Genomic DNA, 26,077 nt, shown 5'->3' with positions numbered 1-26,077 from the left:
AACTGACCAGTCGCCGACTCAGCTTGGCCAGAGCGGCGGCGGGACCCGGAAGCGCCATGTGGGCGCACGCGTTGGTCACAGCGATGCCGGTGGCTGCGTATCGCGCCGCTGTATGTACCGGGGCCAACGACTTTGGGCCGTGACGGTGTTCTAGCTCAGTCAGATTCATGGACACCTTCCTGGGGGCAGACACCGTAAAGGTTCTCGATGTCGTCGGCATATTTCTCCCTGATGACGTTGCGTTTGAGTTTGAGAGTGAGGGTCAGTTCGTCGCCGCCGGCCTCCCAAAAAGTGGGCAGGACGCGGAAACGTTTGATCTGCTCCACTCGGGACAATTTGGCGTTACCGGCGGCCACGCCCGCGCGAATCTGTTTGATCAGATCCGGATCGGCAGCCAGGCTGGCCGCCGATGAATCAGGCAACTGACGGCTGATCGCGTAAGGCCGGGCACTCTCGGCATCGAGCACGATCAGAGCGGTGTTGTACGCCCGCCCGTCTCCGATGGCGGCCATGGCACCAATCAGTGGTGTGGCAGCCTTGATCGCGTTTTCGATATTCGACGGCGACATGTTCTTGCCTGCCGCATTGATGATCATTTCCTTCTTGCGATCGATCACCCGGAGCAATCCATCGTCATCGATGGAAATGATGTCGCCGGTGTGTAGCCAGCCTTCGGAATCGATGGCTTCGGCGGTCTTGTCCGGCTCGCCACGGTACCCCTTCATGACCAGTGGACCCCGGATGAGCATCTCGCCGTCCTCGGCGACGCGCGCCTGCATGCCGGGCAGTAGCTTGCCTACTGTTCCGAGTTTCGCGTCGCGTGGGTGGCTGACGCTGCAGATGCACGACAACTCGGACATGCCCCAGATCTCGGCGATCGGAATGCCCAGCCCGGCGAAGAATCCCAGCGTCTCGGGCGGGATTGGCGCGGCCCCCGACATTGCCCAGCGCAACCGGTCAAAGCCTAGCTTTGCGCGCAAGTGTGAGAGGACCAATTTGTCGGCGGCCGCCCACTGGTTGAGCAGTTCCGCGGGAATCGGTTCGCCGGCCAGTTGGCGGCGGGTGCGTTGGGCAGCGATGTCCAGTGCCCATTGCAGCCCCTGGCGGCGCGTTTCGTCTTGCTCGTTGGCGACGCTGAGTTCGATTGCCGCCTTGAGCTTTTCCCACACCCGCGGTACCGCGCCCCAGATGGTCGGTCGCAGGTCGGCCAGTGCGCTGCCAATCTGTGCCGGGTCAGCGACCACCGTCACCTGGGTGCCGACGATTTCCTGCACGTAGAGCGCTGTCAGCCGGTCGGCGATGTGCGCCGTCGGTAGGAACGACGTGATCGTGTCGCCGTGTTCGATTCCCAGTACGTCGGTCAGACCGTGCACCTGGAACAGCAAGTTGGCATGGGTGATTTCCACACCTTTCGGGTTACCGGTGGTGCCGGAAGTGTAGATCAGGGTTGCGACGTCGTCTGACTCGACCGAACCCCAGGCCGCGTCGAAGTCGAAATCCGCTGTCCCACCGGCAATCAGCTGTGCAACTGTGAGCGTTCCCACTGGACCGTCATCGACGCACACGATGTGATCGACCACAACCCCGCAGGCGTTGATTCGTTGGACATATTGGGCCTCACAGATGATCACTCGGGGCCCGGCGTTGCCAAGCACGTGGCCAAGCTGCTCGGCCGACAGGGTGTTGTAGACCGAGAACGATGTTGCCCCCACGTGCTGTGCACCGACCTCCAGTGGGTAGAAGTCGATGCGGTTGGCCATCATCAGGGCGACGGTGTCGCCCCGCTCGACGCCGAGGGCGGCCAGGCCCGCGGCGACCTGCTGCACCTGCTCGGCGTACTGCCGCCACGTCATGGTTTCGGCGTCACCTGGGGTGCGCAAGGCTATCGCGTCGGGGGCGATGGCGGCAGTGTGCTGGAAGGCCGCTGGGAGCGTCGTGCCGGGTAATTGCGCCATGATTTAGAGCCCCAAGGTCTTGGCGATGACGTCGCGTTGAATCTCACTGGTGCCACCGACAATGGTGCCGACAACGGTGGCGCGCAGCATCTCTTCCATGCCGTACTCGCAGGCGTAGCCGTAGCCGCCGAGCATCTGTACACCCTCCAGAGCAGCGTGCTTGGCCAACTCGGTGGTCTTCAACTTGACCATCGACGCTTCGCGCGGCAGCAGTCGGTCGGGATGCTCGTCGACCCGCTGCGCCACGTCGTAAACGAGCAGCCGCGACGCTTCCAACTCCGTTGCCAGATCAGCCAATCGGTGCGACAACGCCTGAAACGACCCGACGGGTTTGCCAAATTGGGTCCGCTGTTTGACGTAGGCAAGGGTGTGTGTCATCGAAAGCGCGCTGAGCCAGCCCGAGGAACATGGCGCCGATGATGATCCGCTCGATGTTGAGGCCGGCGACGAGCTGACCCCAGCCCTGCCCTTCCACACCGACGACTCGGCCTTCCGGCACGAAGCAGTCGGTGAGGTAGATGTCGTTGACCTCCCGACCACCCATCGTCTCGATCTGACGAATGTCCATACCCGGGGACCTCGCGGGGACCGAAAACATCGAAATGCCTTCGTGTTTGGCACCGGTGTGGGAAGTCCGCGCAACAATGACCACGTACTCGGCGAGGTGCGCGTTGGAGCACCACGTCTTCTGTCCGTTGAGCACGTAACCGCCGTCGACCTTGTCTGCCCGGCAAGTTAGCGACGCCACATCCGATCCTGAACCCGGTTCGCTCATCGCGATCGAGGTGACCGCCCCCGTGGCCACACCACCGAGGACCTCCTGCTTGAGGTATTCGCTGGCGAATTTCAGGTAGGTATGGGACACGATGAGGGTCACTGGGTAGCTCGACAACGGCGCCCGGCCTCGCGACATCGCTTCCACGAAGAGACACGCGTCGAAAAGACTGCCGCCCGAACCGCCATACGCCTCGGGTATGGATAGTCCCAACCAGCCGAGCGCGGCCATGTCAGCGGCAATCTTATTGCTGTGCAACTCTTTTCCGCCATCAGTGAGCACCAGACGCTGCTCACGGGTGTCGCAGTGCTTCTGGCAGAAATCCAGGACGGTCCGTACCAGGTCGTTTTGTTCGTCGGTGAGCTGCAGGCTCATCGTCATCTCCTTTTTTCCAGGTCGCCGACCAATTCGCGCACGTCGGCGTCCTTGGTGAGCAGGTGATCGAGTAACGGGTTCACCGCTCCGCGCAGCCAGCTGTAGACCTGCCAACCGGCCGGTGCGATGGTGTGCGCCGACCGGTTGCGGATCCCGTCGGCGATCGAGCGGGCCGCTTGGTCGGCGGTGATCCGGCGGTTCAGCGGCCACGGCAGCATCTCGTCGAGCCGGCGTCCAATGTCGTCGGCGTCGAGCACATTGTGCGTCAGCGCGGTATCGACGATGCCGAAATACGCGATCTGAACACTCGCCCCATGGGCCGCCAGCTCGACCCGCAGTACCCGGCCGAGCTGTTCGACAGCGGCCTTGCTGGCCATGTACGGCGACCCACCAACGGCCGGAGCGAACGCGGCACTCGAGGACACCACCACGATGTGCCCGTGCCGCTCGACGATATGCGGCAGCGCTGGCTTCACAGTGTTGTACACGCCGGTCAGATTGATGCCGATGACGCGATCGAACTCGTCGCTGTCCATCATGCGCACGGTGGACGGCGACGGTGTGACGCCGGCATTGGCGACGACGATGTCCAAGCGGCCGAACTGCTGTGCGGCGGCGTCGACCGCTGCGGCCATGGCGCGGCGGTCACGGACGTCCGCTGTGAGACCGACCGCGCGGGGACCGAGGTCGGCCGCCGCTTGACGAACCGCGCGTTCATCGACGTCCACCAACGCGATAGCGGCGCACTGGTAGTACAGGGCTCGCGCGAGGGCCAGTCCGATGCCCTGGGCAGCGCCCGTGATCAGTACGACCCGGTCCGCCAACTCCATACGTGGCGCGCGACCGTGAATGCGGAATACCGGAAACTTCATCGGTTGCTCAGCTCATAGGCGTCGCGGTCGAACTGCTTAGTGCGGGAGGCATATTCGAAACTCCATCCCGGGTAGAGACCGCTATTGCGACCGTCGTCGGTGTGGTAGTAGCTGCTGGCGCATCCACCGGTGAGCCACACGGTGTTTGCGCTACGGGTGTCCATCTCGTCCATGAACTCCTCTTGGACGGCCGAACGTACCTCCACCCGAGTGATGCCCTCGCGCCGCATCGTGGCGATCGCATCGACGATGTACCGCGCCTGGGCTTCGATCATGTAGATGGCCGACTGGTTTCCGACCGCCCCGAACGGTCCGAGTGTGGCGAACATGTTGGGGAATCCTGCGGTTGCGACGCCCAGGTAGCTTTGCGGCCGTTTGGCATTCAGCTCGGCATAGGTGTGGCCGTCTGTGCTGCGGATCCGTTCATAGACCGCTGGCGGGACGACGAATCCGGTGGCGTAGATGATGGTGTCAATCGGATGCTCGGCCCCGTCGCGGGTGACGATCGAATGTGCCCGAATCTCCTTGATACCCGCAGTGATGACGTCGACATTGTCACGGGTGAGTGCGGGCAGATAGCCATCGGCGAAGATGGCACGTTTGCAGCCGATCATGTAGTCGGGTGTGAGCGTCTGCCGCAGCTGCTTGTCGCGCACCTGTCGGCGCAGTTGGAGCTTGCCGAGCAGCTCATACGGGTGCCGGAAACGCTTATCGACGAAACCCACTAGACCGAAACCTTCAATGGCGATGTAGTACAGGCTGCGGAGAGCCTTGTTAACTAAGGGAATTCGCCTTAGTAGGGCACGCTCAGTCGGCGAGGTCGTGCGATCCAGTCGCGGGATGATCCACGGTGCGGACCGCTGGAACACCAGCAGTCGCCCAACGGTGGGCGCGATCTCCGGCACTATCTGCACGGCGGATGCGCCAGTACCCAATACCGCGACATGCTCTCCGGTGAGCTGGTGGTCATGATTCCAGTGCAGCGAATGAAAAGTGTTGCCCGTGAAGGACTCTCGCCCTGGGATATCTGGGTACTTGGCTTCGCCATAGACGCCCGTCGCCGAGACCAGCACCTTGGCCGTAAGTGCACCGGCACTGCTGCGCAGTAGCCAGCGCCTCGCGCTCTCGTCCCAACTCGCTTCCATCAGCTCGGTGTTGAATCGAATGTGGTGCACGATATTTGCGCGCTCGGCCACGGATTTGAGGTAGGCGAGAATCTCGGGCTGCTTGCCGTAGGTTCGCGACCAGTCCGGATTGGGTGCGAACGAGAAGGAGTAGAGATGCGACGGTACGTCGCATGCACATCCCGGGTAGGTGTTGTCCCGCCAGGTACCGCCGAGGTCGTTGGCCCGCTCAAGGATCACAAAGTCATCGATCCCCGCGTCGCGGAGCTTGGTCGCCAATGCGATGCCACCGAAACCCGCTCCGACGATGACAATCTCGCAGTGTTCAGGTCGGCGGCGGCTCATCGGGACACCGCCCTAATCACTGCCGCCGCGGCGGCCTGCGCCCAGGGCGCCAACCGCATCGCCAGGCAGTCCGGATCGGGCAGCAGTGCCAACTGCCGCATCACATCGATAGCGTCATACAGACTGCGCCTCTGGCACACCTTGCCGTCGCGCAACATGTACTCGTCCACCCCCGTGAAGTCGAACCTGCGGCCTGTCGGTGCGATATGACGCCGCGAGCCCGGGGCGCCCCAGTTCAACGGTCCGCTGAAAGTGCCCATTGCCCGCCAGGGAATCATCAGCGCACCTGTTTCCAGCCCCAGATAGGGCGCACCGGCGGCAGCAAACCGTGCATCCGGAAACGCGACAAACGTGTCCTTGAATCACCCCGGGTTTGATGCACACCTTCTTTCGAGGGAAGGTAGTTCGCATCATGCCGAAGAAGTACGACGAGGAGTTCAAGGCCCGGGCGGTGCGGTTGGTCGGTGACCATGCCGAGGAGTACGACACCCGTACGGCCTGCATCACCGCGGTGGCCAAGCGGTTGGGGGTGTCCTACGAATCGCTGCGCCGGTGGGTCAACCAGGGCGAGGTCGATACTGGGGTCCGCGAGGGTGTCCCGTCCGATACCGCACGGGCGTTACGGGAGCTCAAACGCAAGAATCGTGAGCTTGAGGAAACTATCGAAATCCTCAAGGCGGCAACAAGTTTCTTCGCGCGGGAGAGCGACCCGCGACGCCGCTGATTTGCGGGTTCATCGCCGAGCATCGTGCTCGGTTCGGGGTCGCTTCGATCTGCCGCGTGCTCTCTGAGCATGGCTGCCAGATCGCCCCGAGAACCTTCTACGCCTGGCTGGCTCGACCGCCGTCGGCGCGGGCCTTGTGGGACACCGTCATCACCGAGGTGCTGGCCGGCTACTACGAGCCCGATGAGCACGGTCGCCGCAAGCCCGAGTCGTTGTACGGCGCGGTCAAGATGTGGGCGCACCTGCAGCGCCACGGCATCACGGTAGCCCGCTGCACAGTGGAACGCTTGATGCGCGCCAACGGCTGGCAGGGCGTGCGCCGGCGCAAGAAGGTCCGCACCACCATCGCCGATCCGGCCGCCGGGCGTGCCCCGGATCTGGTGGACCGCCAATTCCGAGTCCCCGCCCCCAACATGCTGTTGGTGGCTGATTTCACCTACGTGCCGCTGGCCACCGGGGTGTTCGTCTACACCGCATTCGCCATCGACGCGTACGCCGGGCGGATCGTGGGCTGGACCTGCTCGACCAGCAAGGCAGATCTGTTCGTGCGCCAGGCGATCCGGCACGCCGCTGAACTCCGGCGCCGTGAAGGTAACCCATTGTCGGGCAACACTATTCATCACTCCGATGCAGGTTCGCAGTACACATCGGTGCGGTTTGGTGAAACGCTGTTGTTCTCCGGGCTGTTGCCGTCGATCGGATCCGTCGGCGATGCCTTCGACAACGCCTTGGCCGAGACCACCATCGGCCTGTACAAGACCGAAGCTGTCCGTGATGACTCACCGTTTCGGCGAGGGCCACTGAACAGGCTCACCGACGTGGAACTGCTCACCGCCGACTGGGTGCACTGGTACAACACTGACCGGCTCATGCACCGTCTCGGACGCATCCCGCCGATCGAATACGAGACCATCTACTACGCTGCAGCGACAGCCCAATCAGAGGCTGCACACCAATAAAACCGGTGTGCATCAAACCCGGGGCGGTTCACCTGGAGAACCCGGCGGAACTCGCGCGGACCACGCACCACATGACCGAAGTTCAACGGGTCCCGGTGCGCAAAGTCTTCGGTGACCATCGACGCCAGAAAATCGCTATCGCGACGGAGATAGCCGTGCAGCACCCACCGCCAGACGAACCCGACCGGATCGCAGTCGCCACGGCGCCACAGTTCGAAACTGTCGGTCAGGCGGGCGTCGAACTCGCTGAAGTACTCGTCGAACGCCGCCTGTTCGACCAACCTCGTTGTTTGTTGCACCGTCACCTCTCCACAGTTTTCGGCGACGGGAAGCCCACGCCTCCTTGTGCTTTGACATGTATCAAGTTCGCACTCACCGTCCATCGCGACCTGCGAGGCGTGCTTACGCCGCCCCAGATTCGGGCAAGTAGTCAGCCCTCCGCAGCGGTTGACGCCCGCGGCCCGGTCCGACCCAACGCCAATCTGGCACCAAACTGTACCACATTTTTGGTGCGCATCGTTCCCTGCCGCGACACCGCCTCGTGGTGACCGCAAAACACTGGTCAACATTGCAGCGAGCGCAGCATCCAGGCCGTCCCACAGTCCGTATCCCTCATAGTCGCGACGTTTGAAGGCGAATTCGGCAACGACCCAGTACCGACACCAGCCGCCAGACTCTCCGGATCAGCGACCTATCCGGCACGCTGTGTGTCTTGTTCCTCGGCTTCCTCGGCCGGTTACCAGGCCGGTTCGCAGCATCGCAGGATAAGTTCATCCACCACTGCACCGACCTCGCATGGTCGGTCATCGAGCGATAGAGCACTACCGGTTTGCGGGAGGCGGACTCGCCGCGCTCCACGGCCGCGGAACGCCTGACAGACCCGATCACAACGTCGCCAGGAGATACAACGCGTGTTCGCCGAAGAACACTTTCAGCAGGCGTGCAGCCAGACGCCACTCGCGGTGAGGTGCCCGAATACCTCAAGCCCAATAGGGCCGTGCCGTTTCGAAGCAGTCCAGGGCTGGCGGTACGATCGGCTGCCAGACCAGGTGTACATCGACGTTTCGCTAGAAGCCAAGGTGCGCATAGACATTCGGTACATCGGCAGTGGACGCTGGAGGCTGGACAGGACCACTGAGGTTGCACCCCAATAACGACAGCGCTCCCGCGATCTGCGGCAACGGGCAGTTCTTCCAGTGCTCGGCGGTGGACCGCTACCAACTCAATGAACACGGATTAATGGATGTCCTAGTCGGCCGTCAGGCGCGTCGGTGGATTGCCGCTGCAGCTTGTTGTAGTGGCGTCCGAGCCGGACGTGGCCGTGGGCAAAGTCGCCGACTACGTCGCGCGAACACGTGCGCGGTCTCGAAGTCACGCCGTTACTTCACATCGTCAAACGCACCGGACTAGTGCGCACCGGATGCCAACGAGAACGCACCGTGGAAGAAATCCCCGGCCACGGCCTTGCCCCACCTTTTCGACCGAGTTGCGCAGTGCGAGTGGACTATTCAAGTCTGCCGAACGTAGCTACCAGACCGTCCCGGACTCCGGCATGTAGACCGTACCCGGCGCTCTGTCGCGGTAGTGCGCGTCGTCGGGCACTGATTGCACCGTGTACCCCGCCACCACTACCGTTGCGCCGGGCGCTGCCAACTCATGCAGCTCATCTCGGGTCAGGGTCACGATGCCTTCAGAACCAGCGGCCAGCGTCGCTGCCTCACTTCCGCGTGCCGCAACGTCCTCAACGGCGCGCACCATCAGTCCCTCCGGGGAGGTCAGAGCTCGGGCCGACATGCGATCGTCCAGCTTCGCCAGCAACGTCGTGATGTTGCGGGCAGTTAGCTCCAACACGCGTCGGTCTTCGATGTACTTCATCGCAGCTCCACCTTTCAAAGGTTCGAGACATCTAACAACGTTGGGATTCAATGGTTCTCATCGGCGCCACGTTCGTTCTCAACACAGCAACAATGACATTGCGAATTGAAGGCTCGACAGCAGATTGCTGCATCCTTCACTGCGGCTTAGTGCGATGTCGATCACGATCTCATGCCCAGCGCGTCCGCCGGAGTGGGGCGCTGAGGTTCGGTGGCTGCCGACTGCATTCACACTGCCGACCTAAGCCCTCGGCAACGATCTGCGCGGCCGCGCCCGTATTGATGCGGTCGCATTGCGTGTCGTGGTCGATGAGGAATTCAATGGCGCGACCGGTTGATCTGTAGGCCGATGTGGGGTGTACTCGACTGTCGCTCACGGATGGGATTGCTGCGGTCTCGATGGTGAAGGGCAGTCTTATCTGTAGGGCTGCACTTGATGATCTGCACCCGGGCTCCCGGGCCGATGGGTTATCTGGGGTTTGATTCCCCGTGTATTGCTGTTCCCGCTTAGGCATCGAGATCGTCAATGTGTGTGAGCGGTAACAGGTTGCTGCCCAGGTGTCCTGATTGGGCGTTGACCGTTGGGGCGTAAGACGCCAGCGGTGCGCGGTGTCGTGTCACTTGGTGGGTTCGGGCCAGCGCAGGTGGTCTTGGTCGATCATGAAGGTGTGGGCGTGCTCGAACAGCCCGTTGCCGAGGGGGGTCGCGTCGTGTGAGAGGTGGTCGTCACTGGTGGTCGCGGCGTCGTGGGTGTGGGCGATCTCTTCGGGATCGTGCCGGGGCCAGGCGAAGATAGCAGCGAGCGCCCCGGCGACGGCGATCCCGGCGAGGATCGCCCAGGTGGTGGTGAACCCGAGAAGTGTTGCGCCCCAGCCCGCTATCGGATAGGTCAGCAGCCAGCATAGGTGCGATAGGGAGAATTGGGCGGCGAAGATGGCCGGCCGGTCGGCTGGTGAGGAGGAGCGGCGCAGCACCCTGCCTACTGGGGTCACGATCAGGCTCATCCCGGAGCCGATGAACCACCAGACGAACAGGGCCGCTGTCCAGCGCTGTGGCCCTGATGCGGTCGACAATGCCACGGCACTGGCCGCGGCGATCAGGAGTACCGCTGCGCCGCAGAACATTACGGGCCGTTCGGAGATGCGGTGCAGGATCGGCGGCAGCACCAGTGCGACGATCATGGTGCCGGTGCCTGATGCGGCGAGCAGCCAGGCCACGTCGGCTTGTGGTCGGCTGAGGGCGTCGCGGACGTAGTTGACGGTGGTGACCATGACGATGGAGCCGCATCCGGCCACGACGAGGTCTAGGGCCAGCACTGCCCGTAGGCGTGGGGTGGCGGCGAAGATGCGGATGCCGGCGGCGGTGCGATCCCAGATGCTCCGGCGGTCGCTGGGTTTGGCGTCCGGGATGCGGGAGCTGATGACCAGGGCCGCCGAGAGCAGGAATCCGATGACGGTGCCGGCGAAGAGCCAGTGGAAACTCATCACGGTCAGCGCGAGGGCGGCCAGGACGGGGCTGAGCAGGCTTTCCATGGTCGAGGCGAGTTGGGAGGCCGAAAGCGCTTGGGTGTAGTCGTTTTCGTCGGTGACCACGTCGGGGATGACGGCCTGGAACGTGGGGGTGAACGCCGCCGATGCGGTCTGCAATAGGGCGATGAGCAGATAGATCTGCCAGACCTGGTCGATGAACGGCATCGCAACGACGACCGTGGCGCGGACGAGGTCCAGGGCAACGAGCATGAGCCGGCGTGGGACGCGGTCGGCGTATGCCGCGGCGATTGGTGCGACGGTGACGTAGGCGATCATTTTGATGGTCAGCGCGGTTCCAAGTACGGCAGCGGCGTCGGCGCCGGCGAGCTGGTAGGCCAGCAGGCTCAAGGCCACGGTGGTCAGGCCGGTGCCGAACAGCGCGACGACTTGTGCGGCGAACAGGTGCCGGTAGTCGCGGTAGCTGAACAGAGACATGGGTCGTCCTCGGGAGCTGCGTAGTCGGGCAGGTGGCTGCTCAGATGCTGTCGGGCCAGCCTATATCTGCATGATTGCGTAGATAATAAATCAACCGCGCCGGCCCGCGGTTTCCCGGCCCGGTTGCCGATGACGCACCGGTGCAGCCACCGGGATTCGAGCGGTTCCTGCTCTACTTCCTCAAACTCGGGGCGATCGGATACGCGGGCCTATCGCCACGGTCGGCTACATGCAGCGCGACCTGGTCGCCGATCTCGGCTGCGAGAGCCAAGTGCCGCGCCCGCGGCGGATGCGGTGGGTGATCCTGGACCTGATGCGCCGGCATCACCTGCCGCGGACGTCTCCCCAAGCTAGAACGTGCAAGCGGTGGGATGCGTTGAGACCGTGGTCGATTGCGGCATCGAGAACCAGTGGCCAGCGCGCCTGAAGATCGCGCGAGTTTGCGCCCTGCGGCATCACCCAGGTCCGTTCCGGAGGCCAGCCCCATGTTGCGGCCAGGGTGGCCGCGGCCTCAACGTCGGACCGGCCGGCGCACACGAACTTGAGGTGCACTTCTTTGTCCGCGGCGATGGGAATCCAGCGCCGGGCAAGCGCCGGGTCTTGCTGGAGTTTGTGACGGCCGGCGTTGGGTAGCTTCGGCGAAAGGACGAACACATCGACCAACTCGATCACCGGCGGAGGGGGTGCGATGGTGGCGTTCGACTCGACGTGGATGACGAACTGGCGGGCTCGTAGCTGCGCCAAAAGCTCCTCGAACACCGGCCTTTCGGAGTACATCAGCGGTTCCCCGCCAGTAAGGACGACCAGTCCACCCGATGCTGGCAGTTGCCCGAGAATGTCCTCGACGGTCCGTGCGGCGATCTGCGTACGCAGATCGAACCGCGACGAATCCCACGTATATGGAGTGTCGCACCAGCTGCACGACAGGTTGCAGCCGCCGAAGCGGATGAACATGGCGCGGTGTCCGGCGTACGGGCCTTCCCCTTGCACCGTCGGGCCGAAGATCTCCGAAATCGGTAATGCGCTCACACTGATGGCAACTCTGCGGAATAGATAGCCCAGGTAGTCGGTGTTTCTGACACGCCGATCTCCACGCCGCGGATCCGTTGGCGCTCAGGACGAGACTGCAGCCAGGAGCAGACCTGCTCGGCAAGCCATACTGCGATGTTCTCCGCGGTGGGATTGACCGCCAGAACGTCATTGAGGTGACGGTGGTCAAGGCGTGTGTCGATCAGTTCCCGGATCCAGGCGAGCTCACCGTAGTCGATGATGAACCCGACCTCGTCGACAGCGCCGCTCACCGCGACCCGGACTCGGTACGAATGTCCGTGCAGGCGAGCACATTTGTGACTCTCGGGCAATCCGGCGATGACGTGGGACGCCGAAAACTCGAAGTCCTTGCAAATCCGAAGCCCCACGGTGTGTTCCCCTCCCCAGGAGTTGGATCAGCGGACGGCAATGAGATGGGCGCGCTGTCGACCAATCCTCAACCCGCCACCTCCCCGGTCACGCCCTCAGCGATCACCCCGCCACACTAGCGCCCGCTCCCTGGCCGGACACCGTTTCCTTCTACCAACAACGGTCGCCCATTCCACCTCAGCTTGCAGGTCAGCGCGGCGATGCGTTCCTAATTTTCGATATAAATACATGTATTGTTATCGACCATGCGACGGAAGCTGCAAGACTTCGAGATTGCGCATGGGAAAAACATCGGCGCACTCCTAGCGCAGGCACGGGAGCAGGCCAATCGCTCGGCATCCGAAATATCTAGGGACGCAGACGTTTCCCTTGATGCGATCCGCAGCATGGAGACCGGCCGAGTGCCCGCACCAGGGTTCTTGACGGTGGCCCGGCTGGCCGCGACGTTGGGTGTCAGCCTCGACACCCTTCATGCCCAGGCATCGGCATCCGCTGGCGGCGGTGTGGCGTCATGACCGCCGCGGCTCCCAGCTTGCGCGATCCGGGAGCGCGCGTGCGACTACACCCCCCGGGACACCCACCCCGCGACGTGGCTTGGGGACACTCCTGGCAGGTCGGCACACCCGCGTACTGGATCGCGTTGACCCACGAATCGCGAGTCCATGGCACACACGACGGTGAAACGACACGGCACAGGCTGGGCGCCGACCTCGCTGAAGAAATCGCTGCGTGTCTGCTTGGTGGACACGGGATTCCGCACCACGTGGGGCTGGCAGCGTTCGAGGCGGTGAAGTCGAGTGGCGCATTGCGCGCAGCGGCGACGCGCCACGACATCGAGGTGGCGCTCAGTGAACCGTTGCGCATCGATGCTCGGACTGTCCGATATCGATTCGCTGTTCAGCGCTCCGCATATCTCGCCGAAGCATTGGCCCGGCTGCGTGAGGACCCGCCACCGACCGACGCACTGAATCTGCGGCAGTGGCTGCTCAACTGTCGCGGTATCGGACCGAAGACGGCCAGCTGGATTGTGCGCAATCACTTGGGCAGCAACGATGTGGCCATCATCGACATCCATGTGTTGCGCGCAGGAATCAGCGCCGGGGTGTTCGCCGCGCACGCCACCGCCGCACGCCACTACGACTTGCTGGAGGCACTGTTCCTCGAATGGGCCCACCACGGCAGCGTCGATCCGGCGGACCTGGATTCGGTAATTTGGTCGGAACGGGCGCGGCGTCCCGCGGTATACGCGATGCTGCACGGTGGGGACCGGATCACGGATGCAATGACGACCTAGGGGGAGATCATGAGTGGAAGCGGCAACGACGTCGGAGGGTACGTTGGGCCGGCGTCCGGTGGTGACGCCTGCGACAAGCTGCGCCTGACCCGGTTCCTGGAAGGGCCGGTTCCCGATGTGATCGACGGTCTGGCCGTGGGAGACACCCTGTCGATTGTCCTGCGCGGCGAGACGCCGCCGCTGGTCGTGGCGATCACCTCCGACGGAGCCGAAGCCGGGGGGATCCTTCCCACCGGCCAGCTCATCGAATGCCTGCAACGCGGTGTCGAGTACGTCGCGCAGGTGGTTCGTATCAATGACGCCGCCATCGAGCTGGACGTGCGGGCTGCTCGGTGATTGTCATTGGCGGCACCTACGCCGAACATGTTGTAGTCCCTGCATACGACGTCATCGGCGGTAGTGGTCTGCGCGCCGCCGCCGCGCTGTCAGCCCAACCCGGGGTTGAACTACACACCGCGCTCGACGAAAGTCAGCGCATTGCAGCCGAATCGTCGTTCGCCACACTGGGTGTCGTCGCGCATGCCGTCGACCGCGACTCGCCCGTAGGGTTCCGGTATTTCTCCCCCGTCACCCCGCCCACCATCGATGGCCCCTCGGCGACATACGCCCCGAGCATCGTCGCGGACGACGACACGGCCCTGGTGTTCGGCATGGTCGAAAGCGGTGACCGTGATATCCGTGCGCGCCGCGCGGTCGTCGACCCACAACGCCCCCGCGACCTTCGCGTCCTCGACATGACCGGCGTCGCCGCCGACCAGCTGGCGGTCCTGCTCAACGCTCGCGAAGCCCGCGCCCTGTCCGGCACCCGAACCGATCTGACCGAGGCGGCCCGACATGTGTTGGGCCGCAGCGACGCTGACGTCGTGGTGGTCAAAGACAGCGGGCGCGGCTGTGTCGTGCTCGAGCGCGGCCGCGACGAGGCCGTGCGTGTCGGCCCGTTTCCCACTCGCACAGTCTGGCCCCTGGGCAGCGGGGACGTGTTCGCCGCAGGATTCACGCATGCGTGGAGCCGCGGAGCCACCCCGGTGGAGGCCGCGCGGATTGCCAGCAGTTGTGCGGCGTGGTGGTGTGGGACACGGCGCAGCCGGCTACCGGCGGAAATCCTCGACGGTCAACCTGTCAGCGCCGTCCTTACTACCGCCGGACCCGAACTGTGTCCCCCGGACACCGCACCGGTCGTCTACCTCGCGGCCCCGTTTTTCAGCCTGGCCGAACGATGGCTGGTGGAAACCTGCAGGGCCGTGCTCGGCGGGCTCGGAGCGGCCGTGTTCAGCCCGCTGCATGATGTCGGGCGCGGCGGCGACGAGGTCGCCGAGCCGGACCTGGACGGCCTACGCAACGCTCACGCGGTGTTGGCCCTGCTCGACGGCTGGGACCCCGGCACAGTCTATGAAGTCGGCTGGGCGCACCGCCACCAGTTGCCGGTGGTCGGGTTCCTCAACACCGCCGGGCACGAAGGCACCAAGATGCTCGTCGGGTCCGGTGCCGAATTGCACGAAGACCTCTCTAGCGCCCTGTACCGGGCGGTGTGGGCAGCCCAGGGCCATCCGATCAGCGCGGACCGCACCCCCAGCCCATGGTGAGCGAACGCAGCGTGCTGCTGCTCTCCGGCGGACTCGACAGCACCGCGCTGGCGGCCCTCCACCGGCCAGCCCAATGTGTGGTGGTGGACTACGGCCAACGGTGCGCGACAGCCGAGACGCAGGCCGCGACTGCCGTAGCCAAAGCACTCCGCTTACCGGTGCGGACACTGGCAATCGACCTGCGCGACATCGGCGCCGGCCTCTTGCACAGTGACGAACCGATCGCCGGCGCTCCGAGTCGTGAATGGTGGCCGTACCGCAACCAGCTTCTCGTCACCGTCGCCGCCGCGGTCGCGCTGCGCGAACACCTCGACACCGTGCTGATCGGCTCGGTCAGGTCAGACGGCGCACGACACGTCGATGGCACCACCGCGTTCTACGAGTCCCTTGATCAGCTGGTGAGCATGCAAGAAGGGAGCATCCGTGTCTGCGCCCCGGCCCTACACGACACCACTGCGGAACTGATTACCCGCAGTGGCCTGGGCGAGGATGTATTGGGATGGACCGTGTCCTGCCACCGTGCCAACTTCCCTTGCGGCACCTGCCCCGGCTGCCACAAGCGCACAGAGGTCCTCGCACAGGTCGGAATCCTTTGCGGCGCAAGCCAACACGAATCAATGTGACGAAACCACCTCTGCCGCAAGACCACCCGTGGCTCGATGCGCTGCAGCAAGCCCGTCGAGCGACACCCACAACTGCCGGTGCGCTTACCGAGAGCGCGCCGCGCCTGTGGTCCGACCGCTACGCGATCCCGGTCACCGATCTCGGCCCCACTCAACCGTTCGCTCAGACTGCACGAACACGCCGTAGCGTCCGGAGACTATCGACGCCTACGATGGCTGATCTCGCACTGATCGCAGCGCGGACCGGCCTCACGCGACATGGAGCCACCACCGAGCTTGGCAACCCGGTCTCCAGTCGCCCGGCACCTTCGGCAGGCGCACGCCAGCCGCTGCAGCTCGTGCTCATCACCGCAGAGCCGCTCGATCAGCCGAGGCACGATCGCGCCTGGGTCCTCGACGCTGACGCCGCGGTGCTGCGCCCAGCCACGTTGACCGCGGCCGCCATTGATAGCGCACTAGACCGTTTCGCTGCCGCGTTAGGCGTGGACGAACCACCGCCGGCGGCGGTCGTTGCAGTCGGGGTGCCGCAGCGGACCTTCAGCCGTTATCCCGATGGGGTATCGCTGCTGTGGCGCGAAACTGGTGCATTACTCATGCTGGTGCAGCTGGCCGCCACGGACATTGGGCTCGGTTCGTGTCTCATAGGCACCTGCGGTGCGCTCTACCCTATCGGCGAGACACTGGCCGCCCCCGTCGATCTGGGCGCCGTCGCAGTCGGCAACACCGTGAGTAGCCGCAATCAAATCTAAGTCATCGTTCGACGACATTCGTGCCATGTCTGCGTACGGTGACATTTGTGTATCTGATCGGTGAGCCGCGCCGCATGGGCCGCGCCCTACGTGAAGAACGCCGACAGCAAGGGCTCACCCAGGCCGACTAGCGCAGGGGCACACATTTGGGGTTCCAGTCCGCAACGCCGCCACCACGAAAAAAATGCACGCGAACGGGTACACCGCATAGCGCAACTTCCTACGGATAATCGAGAAGGCGACCGAGTGTCAGCGTGAGCTTGTCCCGCATTCCCCGACTACGTGCAGATCATCGGCTTCCCCGCCGAACCGGATGACAGTTTTGTTCAACTACTTGTACAATACGACGGCGGGGTGCCCCTCTGCCAACTTTCGGGTTTGGCTCTACTTGTCGTCAGTGCCGACCTCCAGGTCTGGCCTTCTAGATGCCGACGCATGCCGGGGTACCCCGCCCAAATACGTTGCGCCGAATCCCCGTTGGACTCGATGGATCGCTTCAGATGCCGGGGGTTGGCGCCGCGCACGGCGGGTTCAACCAGCCCGACGGCCATTGCCCGCCAACGGTGGACCGCACCTCGACTGCGAGATGCCCCAGGCACCAGCTCGCATGGGTCAGACAGGCGGACAGTTTGCAGATCGCCGCCGTTGAACTCACCGCACACAGCGGCAACCAGCGGTCTTCACTGACCGCAACCCGATGGCGACCGCCGGAAGCGATCAGGGCCTAGCTCCTCGTTGCGCACCGTTGCGATCGAACACGTGCCGATGGAGTCAGGCACACATCACTGCCCTAGCCGCACAAGCATTCCGGTTCAGCCGGCCGCGATAGGGCGGCTGTCAAACAGTTCGACGATCGACACATCGAGGGCGTCTGCGATGTCGAAAAGCCGTTCATACAGCAGCCCCCGCTGGCCGCGTTCCACCTGAACGAGCATGTGGCGGGCCACTCCCGAGCGATGCGCAACTTCCTCCTGGGTCAAGGCCCGCTCGATCCGCAGTTGTCGGATGCGGCCACCGACCGCGGCGCGGCTCGCGGACCACTTCGCGGCTCGGTCAGGATCGTCTTGGCTGGGGCGTGTCGGCACACACTGTAGTCATGGCGTCCGGCCGACAAAAGTCTGTACAACTAGTTGTATATTGCGGGAGGTATTTGCCACATCGCACATCTAGGGGCCGCGACAAATGAAAGGGAGGCAACGCATGTCGGAAGCCACCAGCACAAAGACGCGGCGCAGCGGATCCGAAACGCGGCAGCGCACCGATACGGTGTCCCTTCGATTACTGCCCGCTGAAGGCGCGGCTCTGAGCTTGCTGGCTGAGAAACACGGCCACGCCAGTCGCCAAGCGTTGATTCTCGCCACGCTGGAGCCGCTCATTGCCTCGTCCACGCACCAGTCGTCGTAATCGGCTGTGCTGAAAGCTTTTCCGGTTCCGCGGCGAACTGCAAGCCGCCTCGACGAAGGCACAGCACCGTGTGTCCAGTCCCATGAGAAGGATGTTGGTGATGAAAGCTCTTGGCGAAGCCGGTATTCCGGTAGAGGCTATGCGACCGGAGATGCCGCACAAAGCTCGCAGGTTGGGTGCTGAGGGGGCGTCGACATCGCCAAACACGTGATCCTGCGCCACATCTGCGAGGTGTGCGGGGCTGACGAAAACCTCACGCCTGATGCCGCCTTCGAAGCGGGGTGGGACTATCCGCCGAGAATGGGCACGTTCGGGGTCGTCAGCCCGCGCGTATGCCCCGGCTGCGTTATCAACCAGACGGCGTGGTGGGCCCTTGTGGTCGAGGGCTACACGGCTGACATGCTCACGCCGCAGCAGCGAGAAACCGTGGCACGGATCTGGGGCGAACCGGACAGTATCGCGCTGCCATAGGTCGGCGCTGCTCGTCAGAAGGATCGAAGAACGCCATGAAATCATGTCACCCGTGCCGAGTCGCGTGACACCCGCGGAGATCATCGCGCAGCGCGGTGCCGGCTTCATCACCACCGAGGAGATGATGGGCGCGCTGTTGAGCTGGTCGTACTCGTTCGGCAGTGTGGTGTACGTCGATAGCTTTGTTACCGATGCCTATATCTCCGGCGATTGGGACGACATCTGTATGGCGTTCTATCGCGGCGAACTCACCGACGACGAGTTCCAGCGCGTAGCCGACTACGCCCAACACCAAACTCCTGCGAGTCCCGCTGGCCGCCACGAGGAACCTGCGGTGTCGCCCGATGCGATTGAACGTGAACAGGTCACCAAACACGTCACGCGACTGCTGGCGACTGCATACGACTCCGAGGACGTGGCGACGGGATTGGGCATCACCGCTTCACAAGTGGCGCACAAGCGAGTGGCCGGCGAGCTGTGGGCAATCCCGGACGGCTCGTCGTGGCGATTCCCGGCGTGCCAGTTCGATATCGACGCGACATGGCGGCGGCCGATGCGGCAGGTACGCGGCTTGGCGCGAGTACTTTCCGCATTGCCAGCGGATCTGCATCCCGTAGCGGTCGACGGTTTCCTGCACACCTCGCAGCCCGGCCTGTATCGGGACCGACCACAGACACCACTGGAATGGCTGCGTGGCGGTGGCGACATCAGCTCGGCCGAGACCTGCGCGGCCGAGTCTGACTGGTACAGCCGCTAGGCGGGCTGATCAGTTGCGGCGTCCCAGAGCCGTCCCGGCGCCAGCACCGTGTTTGCCGCTGCCGATCGCAATCGGCGGCGCAGGTCGCTCGTTGGCCGACCGTATCCACTCCTCTCCTTGCGGCCAGTTTGGAGGGCACCCAATCGATCAAGGATCAATCCCCGCCGCGAAGGCCGCCGCACAGAGCCGTGCGCCCCGATTCAGTTCCGATGAACCAAGAACTCGCAGCAGCATGCCGTTCAGCTGCTCATATTGAGTAAATACGTCGCTTAAGCGACTATTTATGTATCAGCGAGATGACGACCGCGAACGCGGCGGTGCACCTGTCGACATCGACGCGGCAAGTTGAACGCCTGGCCCGTTCCGGCGAGTTGACGGTCACGCGCACCGTCGGCGGTGCGCTGCTGCTCGACGGGGCATCGGTCCACCAGTGGGCGCAGATGAGCCGGAACCCGGGCCGCCCCTGGTCGGCGGCGACCGCGTGGGCGGCCTTGGCGCTGCTTTCCGGCGAACGAGTCGATTGGCTCAGCGCTGCGGCGATGTCCCGGCTACGCCATCGACTACGCGCCGGTGACGCAGCCGCGCTGGCATGGATGGTGCGTCGCCGTGCTGTGGTGCATCGGATGCAGGGATGGGGCGATGACACTGGGCTGCTCGGGACCGGGCTCAGTGCATTACGTGACCCGTCGATGTGCGAGCTGTTTGATCTGACCGCAGTCGGCGGCGGAACTGACGGTTACGTCCGTGCCCGCGATTTCCCTGCTGTGACCTCGGCTCTGGGTCTGGTCGAATCACTGTCCGGGGATGTGCAGGTGCGGGTGGTTGCCGATGACGCCGGCTACGCCGTGGACCGCACGCTCACCGCTGCCGTTGCGGTCGACCTGATGTCAGCTTCGTTGGGCACCCGTGAATCAGCGGCCGGCCGCCGAGTCCTGCAGGAGTTGCTCGACAGATTCCGTGCGGGCGATCGGCCCACACGCAGGGTCACTGTGCGATACGCCGATCGCGATGCCGTCGATGGCTGATAAGTTGACTGCTGTTTAGATCTACGCACCGTTGGCGACCGCACGCAGCGCTAGCTGCCCAGGTCGCCGGGAGATGCAATGGCCGGATCGCAGTGGTACCGGGGGTCAGTCGACGGTGCGTGCTGAGCGTCGTCTGGCGACAGATTGGGGCTTGAGAGGAATGATCCGTCCCGCTGAATCGTGGCGACTGTCGGATTCAAGTTGGCGGTATAGCTCCGCTACGACCACAGCTAAACCCTGTGCAACGCGGTCGGATTCGCGTCGACGATCTCGTTCATCGGCCAGCTGGCGTGTCAGGCGGGCAATGGTGGACGCTGTCGAGGACGGCAGATCCATACCATCGGATTCGACGACCCGGCGCGTCCATTCGTCGAGGAGGTCGTGCTGACGGTAGAGCGTGGCACGACCGATGCCCGCTTCCAGGGCGAGGTTGGTTTTGGTCAATCGCCCATCGGTGTGCTGGGATTGTCCGGCCAGAAGACGGTTCATCGCTGCATAGATCTCATCGCGCGGAGTCATTCGGCGCCACCGCTCACATCGCTTTTAGCTTGGCCGAGAACATGTTTGACATCGCTCAGGCGATTCGACAGCGCGGCGCGCCGCGGTGCGCTCAATCGGTGATCGGCGATCGTCTTTTCCAGCATCTTGAGTTCGCTGATCCACACGGGAAGGTGCTCCACACCGATCACTGAGTTTGGGCAACGGGCGGGCTGACACAACCCGAGCAGGGGACCCGGTACGTCGGTAGCGGCCTGTGTACGGCAGAGCGCCGTTTCCTCTGCGAAGACACAGGCATTGGCTGGGCCGAAGTGAATTTCCGGCGCGATCTTCTTCAGTAGCGCCAGCACCTCCTGATCCGCCAAGAGCATGGCCTTCGGACCACCAGATGCTCCCCCGGACGCATCGACCATGGCTTGGGTTAACCGTTCGCCTCCCCGCCCCGCCAGCGGGTGCGCGCTGCGCACCGATTCCTGCAGGACGTTGACCATGTGCTCGAGATTTTCGGCAGACCTGTTGGTGTTCAGCAGTTCGGCCCATTCTGGATCGGGAGCCATGTAACGCGATGTCACGTTGTTGTACCCGTAGCTGATCGCGTGTTTGAGTTGGTGGCTGAGCGCAATTTCGGTGCCGCCAAGTTCACGGCTGATGCACGCAGTGGTGCGCCGCAGTGCGCGCGGTCCGATCGAGGGACCAGCGGGGATTGGGGCGATCTCACTGTGAAAGCCCGTCGCAGCAATATGGTTCACGAAGAAATCGATCTCATGGCCGGCCCTGATACCGGGTTCCGCGTCTTCGCGCTCTCCGTCGACAAACCGCGCGAACAAGTACTCCGGATGCGTGCTGAGGCGTTCAAGAACCGAGATCGCGGTCGCCACCCCATCCACAATCCACCAATGCGCGACTGTTTTTGATGCTCGGCCCTTGTAGCTGTGTGACTTGACCGCCGCAACGCCATGGAACGTCTGGACACATCCGCGTTGTAGGTCTTGAACTTCACTGTCACGCATCATGGTCATTGCCGTGATGTAGATGTAGCACGCGGCTCGCAGGGCGCGCAGTTCGGCGCGGGCTTCTAAGTCCGACATTGCGGTTCGCCATGGACGTCGCTGTCCGTCCGGAGAGCCGACCTCAACGAACTCGACGCAGGCACGTTGGTGGCCCCCGTAGCCCCTTCTCACTGCGAATGTTCGCCCGGAGCGGGCTACTTGAACGATTCTGTCTCGTCTGCGAGTCGATTCAGTCAGGTTGTTGGGCTCTCGCGCACCCCAGACGAGGCGTTCCACCGCATCCCAGTTGATATCCGCTTCGGTGATGTCCCCAGGCACGCCAGTGATAGTTCTGTCCCAGACCGGAACGCGGTTCGCTTCGTCGTCGATCCAGTCGTCCAAAAGCTCGTCACAAAGCCGTCCAGTTCTCCTCGGGTCGATGTCGGGGGCGAGTACACCGGCGGCGACCCGTTGGGCTAGCAGGTCGTCGTATTCGCGGCTCTTAACTGCCGTGAGTGTGACTCGCTTTTCGGCGATGGCTTCATAGACACGTGTCCTGCGTGCTCGGCCAGCCGCGGAACCGGTTTCGAACAAGCGGGAGGTCAGGTCGGCAGTGATCAGCCGAGAGAGCTGCACCCAATTTGGTTTCGGAGGACTGTTGGGGTGATTGCGGACCGGAATCACCGCGTCGGGCAAGCTGAGGTATTTCTGGAACAGTTCCTCATAGTTAACGACCGTGCGCCCAGCAACCGACCGATCTGACGTGTGCAAGTGCACGTCGCATCGGTGGGTATCTCGCAGGCTAAGGATGTCGTCAGCGAAGGTGTTGATGTACGCCCAGCAAGCGGTCATCAACGGTATCCACTGCGTCGGCGAGATCACCTGGGTAGCACCGGTCTTTGCGTTCTTGGCTATCTGTGTGGGTGTACGCCCTGCCCACGGGTCCGATTCGATCCCACCACCGGTGAGTATTGGCGCCAGCACTACGAGGTCTCGAATCGCGCAAATCAGATTCCGTACTGTCCCTCGTCTCGATCCTTTCGCGATCTGACTTCGGACCAGAGCGTCCCAATCGCCAGCGGCCCACAACGCGATGTCATCGGGACGATCGTTATCCTGCTGCCACGCAGCACATACGCGGTACGCATCACAGCGACCCCTGACGTGCCCTATCGCGAAACTTCGGCTGCCGAACGCGATTGACCTCTCCAGCAGCCGCGGATCATGAGGATTTAGTAGTGCCATGGCAACCTCTCGGCTGCGCAGCGACCACGCAGGGTGATCCGGAAATACGATGCGCAGTCGATCGGCGCCGACGTTGGCCCGCCTCGGCACCACACCCCTCCCATCCCAGATTTGATCTCCGAAAGCTCTGGTCGGTGCACCTTTGACCCGATCTGCGCGCGAGGCGAACACGTCTTCCGTATCGGAAAACAGCTGTGATTCCAGGTGTTTCCCGGACGTCGATTCTCGTGGAGTCTCAGCTGAGGTCACCGCGTACTCCCGTAAGTCCACGCCGGCAGGTCAGTGCCCGCGTTGATGGATTCATGCTCGGCCGCCTTGCGCACACCGTCAGGCAGCGATGCAATCAGTGCTTGTGCTGCGTTGTACTGAGCGCCCCATGTGGCGATCCACTCGTCGGGTCCGAGCGCGCTGCGGGCGGTGTCCATGGCTGCTACGAGGGCGATGATGTTGGGCAGATGGTCGGTGAAGACGACGGCGTTTTCACACAGCAGACATGACAGTGGTGCCGATGCGCACAACTTCCCTTTCTTGGTGAACGGAGAGTCGAACGGGTTGCGGCAGTCGACCACGCCCATGTCGAGTCCGCCCGATTTCAGAGTTTTTGCTTGCGATTGCTGGATATCTAAATCTTGAGTCAGGGCTGCCAGAGGTACTGCGGATCGCGCGGAGAGGAATGCCGTAAAACCTGTCGTTACCGCCTCTGCCAACGTGGTTTGGAATCGCGACATCACCTTCGCTGCATACACTTTGAGTGACGTGGTGTGCGCGTAGTGCTGATGGAACACCCGTGTGGTGTGGTCGTCGCCGGCAATGTCGGCCACCACACCGCCCAAGTCGATAGCACGCTGGCTGACTTTTGCCTTCCGTATTCGTCGCACATCGTGCGGAGAAGAGATCGGCGCGAGTTCATACACTGATTGAGCCGTGTTGATCCACTGATGCAGGGTGGTATTTCGCGCGCCGAACGAGGCTGGCGCCGGCCGGTACGCGCGTTCATCTTTGGCGGACTCGTAGACCCTGATCCAGAGTTGATTGATCAAGTCATCCGATGCAAGCCGGCGGGCCGGCTGCGTGTACTCGACTAAGTACCGCAATACATTGGGAACACTCCACCCGCTGTTTCCCGGCGCCCCAGGGAAGAATCGGCCTTTAGATCGCTGTGCGCGGGCCTTCGTCATCTGGAGTCGGACTCCGTCGTCAGTCCACTCGATATCGGATATGCATAGCGAGGTGAGTTCGTCGGCGCTGACCCCTGTTCCTACCATGAGCAGTAGCCGAAATGGTGTCAGATCAGTTGCATATGGCAGTACCGCGCGGCGACACCACGCTGGCACGGAACTACCGCCGCCGCGGCCTTTCGCTGTGCTGGTGCCTGATCGGAAGAGTTTCTGAACGTTGTTGGGGAACAACTCATTTAGGGATGCTGAGCTCCATTTGTCTGGTGGGCGATCGACCGGTTCACCAACCTGGGCTCGTTTCATCATCTGTGCGATCCAGCAGAGCCTCGGGTCTGTTAGCGTACCCGCGTCATACTGCTCGATCGTCGCTTGCGCCCAACGCCGGGTTGCCCTAATGGCCCGGACATGGGCGCGAGCAGCGCGCACGATGTTGTTGAGCTCATCTTTTGTGAATTCGTCTAGTTGCTGTGTCGATGGCTTCCGCACAAGGCTGGGCCCCTGTGCCACTGCGGCCAGCACGCTGTCGGTCACAATCCCGTCAGCCGTTGCCCCTGCGATTTGGGTCTGGATAATGTTGGACAGCCGATGAGGCATGATCGACACCTCGTCGTAGTTGTCGATCAGCGTCCTGGTCCAGGCATAAAGCGTCCGAACAACGGCCGCGGGGTTCTTGTCGAGACTTGCAGACCAATCCTCACTATTGGCAACGTAATCGAGGTAGGCATCGAGCGCCTGGCGATGAACCGCAACGACAGATCGCGATTGGCCTGCAGCGATCTGCTCCCATTGATCAGCCAACTGGCCCGCTAGCCGCGCGCACCGGTACGCGCGCGGATCAATCTGGGCGGCACCCGCACCCCTCCCCCACCCCGAGTGACGGACCTCCCTGATACCTACTGTCGGCAACCGCTTCCTTGTCACAGCCCGGGTCGCGTCGGCCGCCTCGCGGTTGAAGGTCTTTCGTTCATTCTTCGCGGGCATCGTCGCAGTCCTCATCGAGACCAAAATCAGGCACCGCTGCCGACACCATGCGATCGATGTCTTCCACATACCGCAGATACCGCAGCGTCTGGGCGGAGGACGCGTGGCCTAGCAGCTCTTGTAGATCGATCAATGGATCCCGCAGCGGCGGGGCGTTATTCGCAGGCACAGATACAGTTTTCAGCTTCTCAGCGAGCGCCGCCCGGAGATAGTTGATCGCGAATGTATGGCGCAGATCGTGTGGGGTCACTTTTCGCACCCAGCGCTCAGCGGGAGTCGCCCGCAGCATCTGATCGCTAATCGCAACAAACACCCCCTCCCACCCCGACCGCGTCATCCCCAAACCTCTACTTTCACTGAGGAATACGCACAACGGGTCAATCCTGCCGTCGACGCCAACCGTTACCGCACGCAATCGCATTTCAACGGGAACCAGATGTAGGCGAAACTCTCGACTACCGCCTTGCCACCAGCCGGCGAGAACCCTGGTCATCGGGTCGAAATGCTCCACCACAAAGCAACGGTCAAGATTTCGCCGAAGACTTCGTTGATTGCGGAGGACAACATTCGGTCGTTCCGTCCTGCGATAACGGCGGATCGAATCGAGAGCATAGGACGGAATCACGGCGTTCCGGTTTACCTGGTTCTTGGTGATGGACTCCATCTCTATGGAATTTGCTCGCTCCATAGAGACCGCGTGATCAAGGTCGAAAGTGAGGAGACTGGCGAGTTCTTGCAGCCTCAACCCTGTCGTGACAAGGGTCTTGACAGCTGCCACATTCCGCTGAGGGGAGCATCGAACGCTTGAATCCGCTGAACCGCTCCCCGCGGTACGTAGGAGCAGCTCACACAGTCGACTATCCACGTGTCGAATCTTCGAGTGTCGAACTCTGT

General features: G+C 63.1%; 24 protein-coding genes and 2 pseudogenes. 11 read left to right on the top strand and 15 right to left on the bottom strand.

Annotated elements, in window-relative coordinates:
* Window positions 1–155 precede the first annotated feature (155 nt).
* The 5 genes and pseudogenes from fadD11 to A7G45_RS08895 all read right to left on the bottom strand — a co-directional run.
* Complete coding sequence (gene fadD11, locus A7G45_RS08915; RefSeq protein WP_260935965.1) at window positions 156–1,955, bottom strand: fatty acid--CoA ligase FadD11; 1,800 nt, start codon at window positions 1,953–1,955, stop codon at window positions 156–158.
* A 3-nt stretch (window positions 1,956–1,958) separates the two neighbouring features.
* Window positions 1,959–3,105 (bottom strand): annotated as a pseudogene (locus tag A7G45_RS08910) (acyl-CoA dehydrogenase family protein).
* A gap of 2 nt (window positions 3,106–3,107) precedes the next feature.
* The gene (locus A7G45_RS08905) at window positions 3,108–3,977 is read right to left on the bottom strand and encodes a short-chain dehydrogenase/reductase (RefSeq protein ID WP_260935962.1); all 870 of its coding nucleotides are present in this window, start codon (window positions 3,975–3,977) and stop codon (window positions 3,108–3,110) included.
* Window positions 3,974–5,446, bottom strand: a complete 1,473-nt coding sequence (locus tag A7G45_RS08900; protein ID WP_260935959.1) for a flavin-containing monooxygenase — start codon at window positions 5,444–5,446, stop codon at window positions 3,974–3,976. The genes A7G45_RS08905 and A7G45_RS08900 overlap by 4 nt, the downstream gene beginning before the upstream one ends.
* Window positions 5,443–5,796: pseudogene (locus A7G45_RS08895) on the bottom strand (ester cyclase); the annotation flags it as partial. The pseudogene A7G45_RS08895 and the gene A7G45_RS08900, both read right to left, overlap by 4 nt.
* 62 nt (window positions 5,797–5,858) lie before the next feature.
* Between A7G45_RS08895 and A7G45_RS08890 the strand changes: the two are divergent.
* Window positions 5,859–7,129, top strand: a protein-coding gene (locus A7G45_RS08890; protein ID WP_260932028.1) for an IS3 family transposase whose coding sequence is annotated in 2 segments (ribosomal slippage) — window positions 5,859–6,132 and window positions 6,132–7,129 — 1,272 coding nt in all. Because the reading frame shifts where the segments join, the coding sequence is not laid out codon by codon here.
* Here the strand turns inward: A7G45_RS08890 and A7G45_RS08885 are convergent.
* The 5 genes from A7G45_RS08885 to queD all read right to left on the bottom strand — a co-directional run bounded on the left by A7G45_RS08885 (window position 7,087) and on the right by queD (window position 12,385).
* Window positions 7,087–7,512, bottom strand: coding sequence for a hypothetical protein (locus A7G45_RS08885; protein WP_260935956.1), 426 nt, complete (start codon window positions 7,510–7,512; stop codon window positions 7,087–7,089). The two genes, A7G45_RS08890 and A7G45_RS08885, sit on opposite strands and share 43 nt — an antisense overlap.
* Window positions 7,513–8,656: 1,144 nt before the next feature.
* Window positions 8,657–9,004, bottom strand: a complete 348-nt coding sequence (locus A7G45_RS08880) for a hypothetical protein (protein ID WP_260935953.1) — start codon at window positions 9,002–9,004, stop codon at window positions 8,657–8,659.
* A gap of 616 nt (window positions 9,005–9,620) precedes the next feature.
* Window positions 9,621–10,967, bottom strand: a complete 1,347-nt coding sequence (locus A7G45_RS08875; protein ID WP_260935950.1) for an MFS transporter — start codon at window positions 10,965–10,967, stop codon at window positions 9,621–9,623.
* 324 nt (window positions 10,968–11,291) lie between these two features.
* Window positions 11,292–11,996 carry a 7-carboxy-7-deazaguanine synthase QueE gene (locus A7G45_RS08870; RefSeq protein ID WP_260935948.1) on the bottom strand — a complete coding sequence of 235 codons (705 nt, stop codon included), beginning with the start codon at window positions 11,994–11,996 and terminating at the stop codon, window positions 11,292–11,294.
* Window positions 11,993–12,385, bottom strand: a complete 393-nt coding sequence (gene queD, locus A7G45_RS08865) for a 6-carboxytetrahydropterin synthase QueD (RefSeq protein WP_260935945.1) — start codon at window positions 12,383–12,385, stop codon at window positions 11,993–11,995. Before queD ends, A7G45_RS08870 begins: the two co-directional genes overlap by 4 nt.
* A 246-nt stretch (window positions 12,386–12,631) precedes the next feature.
* Here queD and A7G45_RS08860 point away from each other — a divergent pair, with 246 nt between their 5' ends.
* The 6 genes from A7G45_RS08860 to A7G45_RS08835 all read left to right on the top strand — a co-directional run bounded on the left by A7G45_RS08860 (window position 12,632) and on the right by A7G45_RS08835 (window position 16,635).
* Window positions 12,632–12,901: a helix-turn-helix domain-containing protein gene (locus A7G45_RS08860; RefSeq protein WP_260935942.1), complete on the top strand. Its 270-nt coding sequence runs from the start codon at window positions 12,632–12,634 to the stop codon at window positions 12,899–12,901.
* Between the two features lie 248 nt (window positions 12,902–13,149).
* Complete coding sequence (locus A7G45_RS08855; RefSeq protein WP_260935939.1) at window positions 13,150–13,680, top strand: 8-oxoguanine DNA glycosylase; 531 nt, start codon at window positions 13,150–13,152, stop codon at window positions 13,678–13,680.
* Window positions 13,681–13,689: 9 nt separating this feature from the next.
* Complete coding sequence (locus A7G45_RS08850; protein ID WP_260935937.1) at window positions 13,690–14,016, top strand: hypothetical protein; 327 nt, start codon at window positions 13,690–13,692, stop codon at window positions 14,014–14,016.
* On the top strand, window positions 14,013–15,263 hold the full coding sequence (locus A7G45_RS08845) for a PfkB family carbohydrate kinase (RefSeq protein ID WP_260935934.1): 1,251 nt from the start codon (window positions 14,013–14,015) through the stop codon (window positions 15,261–15,263). Before A7G45_RS08850 ends, A7G45_RS08845 begins: the two co-directional genes overlap by 4 nt.
* Entirely contained in the window at window positions 15,257–15,886 is a 630-nt protein-coding gene (locus A7G45_RS08840) for a 7-cyano-7-deazaguanine synthase (RefSeq protein WP_260935931.1), read from the top strand. Before A7G45_RS08845 ends, A7G45_RS08840 begins: the two co-directional genes overlap by 7 nt.
* The gene (locus A7G45_RS08835; protein WP_260938069.1) at window positions 15,883–16,635 is read left to right on the top strand and encodes a nitroreductase family protein; all 753 of its coding nucleotides are present in this window, start codon (window positions 15,883–15,885) and stop codon (window positions 16,633–16,635) included. The genes A7G45_RS08840 and A7G45_RS08835 overlap by 4 nt, the downstream gene beginning before the upstream one ends.
* 812 nt (window positions 16,636–17,447) lie before the next feature.
* Here the strand turns inward: A7G45_RS08835 and A7G45_RS08830 are convergent.
* Window positions 17,448–17,720: a helix-turn-helix domain-containing protein gene (locus A7G45_RS08830; protein ID WP_260935928.1), complete on the bottom strand. Its 273-nt coding sequence runs from the start codon at window positions 17,718–17,720 to the stop codon at window positions 17,448–17,450.
* Window positions 17,721–17,835: 115 nt separating this feature from the next.
* Here A7G45_RS08830 and A7G45_RS08825 point away from each other — a divergent pair, with 115 nt between their 5' ends.
* From A7G45_RS08825 to A7G45_RS08810, 4 genes are all read left to right on the top strand, one after another.
* Entirely contained in the window at window positions 17,836–18,039 is a 204-nt protein-coding gene (locus A7G45_RS08825) for a hypothetical protein (RefSeq protein WP_260935925.1), read from the top strand.
* Window positions 18,040–18,246: 207 nt separating this feature from the next.
* A complete protein-coding gene (locus A7G45_RS08820; protein ID WP_260935922.1) occupies window positions 18,247–18,510 on the top strand; it encodes a hypothetical protein in 264 nt (87 codons plus the stop codon).
* Between the two features lie 52 nt (window positions 18,511–18,562).
* Window positions 18,563–19,267 carry a hypothetical protein gene (locus tag A7G45_RS08815; RefSeq protein ID WP_260935920.1) on the top strand — a complete coding sequence of 235 codons (705 nt, stop codon included), beginning with the start codon at window positions 18,563–18,565 and terminating at the stop codon, window positions 19,265–19,267.
* Window positions 19,268–19,563: 296 nt separating this feature from the next.
* Window positions 19,564–20,292: a DNA-binding protein gene (locus A7G45_RS08810; RefSeq protein ID WP_260935917.1), complete on the top strand. Its 729-nt coding sequence runs from the start codon at window positions 19,564–19,566 to the stop codon at window positions 20,290–20,292.
* Window positions 20,293–20,397: 105 nt separating this feature from the next.
* On the opposite strand, the gene A7G45_RS08805 is transcribed toward A7G45_RS08810, so the two are convergent.
* The 4 genes from A7G45_RS08805 to A7G45_RS32670 are packed head-to-tail and all read right to left on the bottom strand — an operon-like array spanning window position 20,398 to window position 25,961.
* On the bottom strand, window positions 20,398–20,811 hold the full coding sequence (locus A7G45_RS08805) for a hypothetical protein (protein ID WP_260935913.1): 414 nt from the start codon (window positions 20,809–20,811) through the stop codon (window positions 20,398–20,400).
* Complete coding sequence (locus A7G45_RS08800; RefSeq protein ID WP_260935909.1) at window positions 20,808–23,273, bottom strand: integrase; 2,466 nt, start codon at window positions 23,271–23,273, stop codon at window positions 20,808–20,810. Before A7G45_RS08800 ends, A7G45_RS08805 begins: the two co-directional genes overlap by 4 nt.
* On the bottom strand, window positions 23,270–25,183 hold the full coding sequence (locus A7G45_RS08795) for a site-specific integrase (protein ID WP_260935906.1): 1,914 nt from the start codon (window positions 25,181–25,183) through the stop codon (window positions 23,270–23,272). The genes A7G45_RS08800 and A7G45_RS08795 overlap by 4 nt, the downstream gene beginning before the upstream one ends.
* Window positions 25,167–25,961 carry a site-specific integrase gene (locus A7G45_RS32670; RefSeq protein WP_377042073.1) on the bottom strand — a complete coding sequence of 265 codons (795 nt, stop codon included), beginning with the start codon at window positions 25,959–25,961 and terminating at the stop codon, window positions 25,167–25,169. The genes A7G45_RS08795 and A7G45_RS32670 overlap by 17 nt, the downstream gene beginning before the upstream one ends.
* Between the last annotated feature and the right edge of the window lie 116 nt (window positions 25,962–26,077).

It is taken from the genome of Mycolicibacterium llatzerense, assembly GCF_025331195.1.
Lineage (GTDB): Bacteria > Actinomycetota > Actinomycetes > Mycobacteriales > Mycobacteriaceae > Mycobacterium > Mycobacterium llatzerense.
This window is presented reverse-complemented; position numbering and strand designations above follow the sequence as displayed.

Excerpts from the sequence above, each read along its gene's own strand:
- fadD11 (WP_260935965.1), bottom strand. The coding sequence starts at position 1,955 with ATGGCGCAATTACCCGGCACGACGCTCCCAGCGGCCTTCCAGCACACT.
- A7G45_RS08905 (WP_260935962.1), bottom strand. The coding sequence starts at position 3,977 with ATGAAGTTTCCGGTATTCCGCATTCACGGTCGCGCGCCACGTATGGAG.
- A7G45_RS08900 (WP_260935959.1), bottom strand. The coding sequence starts at position 5,446 with ATGAGCCGCCGCCGACCTGAACACTGCGAGATTGTCATCGTCGGAGCG.
- A7G45_RS08885 (WP_260935956.1), bottom strand. The coding sequence starts at position 7,512 with ATGGACGGTGAGTGCGAACTTGATACATGTCAAAGCACAAGGAGGCGT.
- A7G45_RS08880 (WP_260935953.1), bottom strand. The coding sequence starts at position 9,004 with ATGAAGTACATCGAAGACCGACGCGTGTTGGAGCTAACTGCCCGCAAC.
- A7G45_RS08875 (WP_260935950.1), bottom strand. The coding sequence starts at position 10,967 with ATGTCTCTGTTCAGCTACCGCGACTACCGGCACCTGTTCGCCGCACAA.
- A7G45_RS08860 (WP_260935942.1), top strand. The coding sequence starts at position 12,632 with ATGCGACGGAAGCTGCAAGACTTCGAGATTGCGCATGGGAAAAACATC.
- A7G45_RS08850 (WP_260935937.1), top strand. The coding sequence starts at position 13,690 with ATGAGTGGAAGCGGCAACGACGTCGGAGGGTACGTTGGGCCGGCGTCC.
- A7G45_RS08840 (WP_260935931.1), top strand. The coding sequence starts at position 15,257 with ATGGTGAGCGAACGCAGCGTGCTGCTGCTCTCCGGCGGACTCGACAGC.
- A7G45_RS08825 (WP_260935925.1), top strand. The coding sequence starts at position 17,836 with ATGTCGGAAGCCACCAGCACAAAGACGCGGCGCAGCGGATCCGAAACG.
- A7G45_RS08810 (WP_260935917.1), top strand. The coding sequence starts at position 19,564 with ATGACGACCGCGAACGCGGCGGTGCACCTGTCGACATCGACGCGGCAA.
- A7G45_RS08805 (WP_260935913.1), bottom strand. The coding sequence starts at position 20,811 with ATGACTCCGCGCGATGAGATCTATGCAGCGATGAACCGTCTTCTGGCC.
- A7G45_RS08795 (WP_260935906.1), bottom strand. The coding sequence starts at position 25,183 with ATGCCCGCGAAGAATGAACGAAAGACCTTCAACCGCGAGGCGGCCGAC.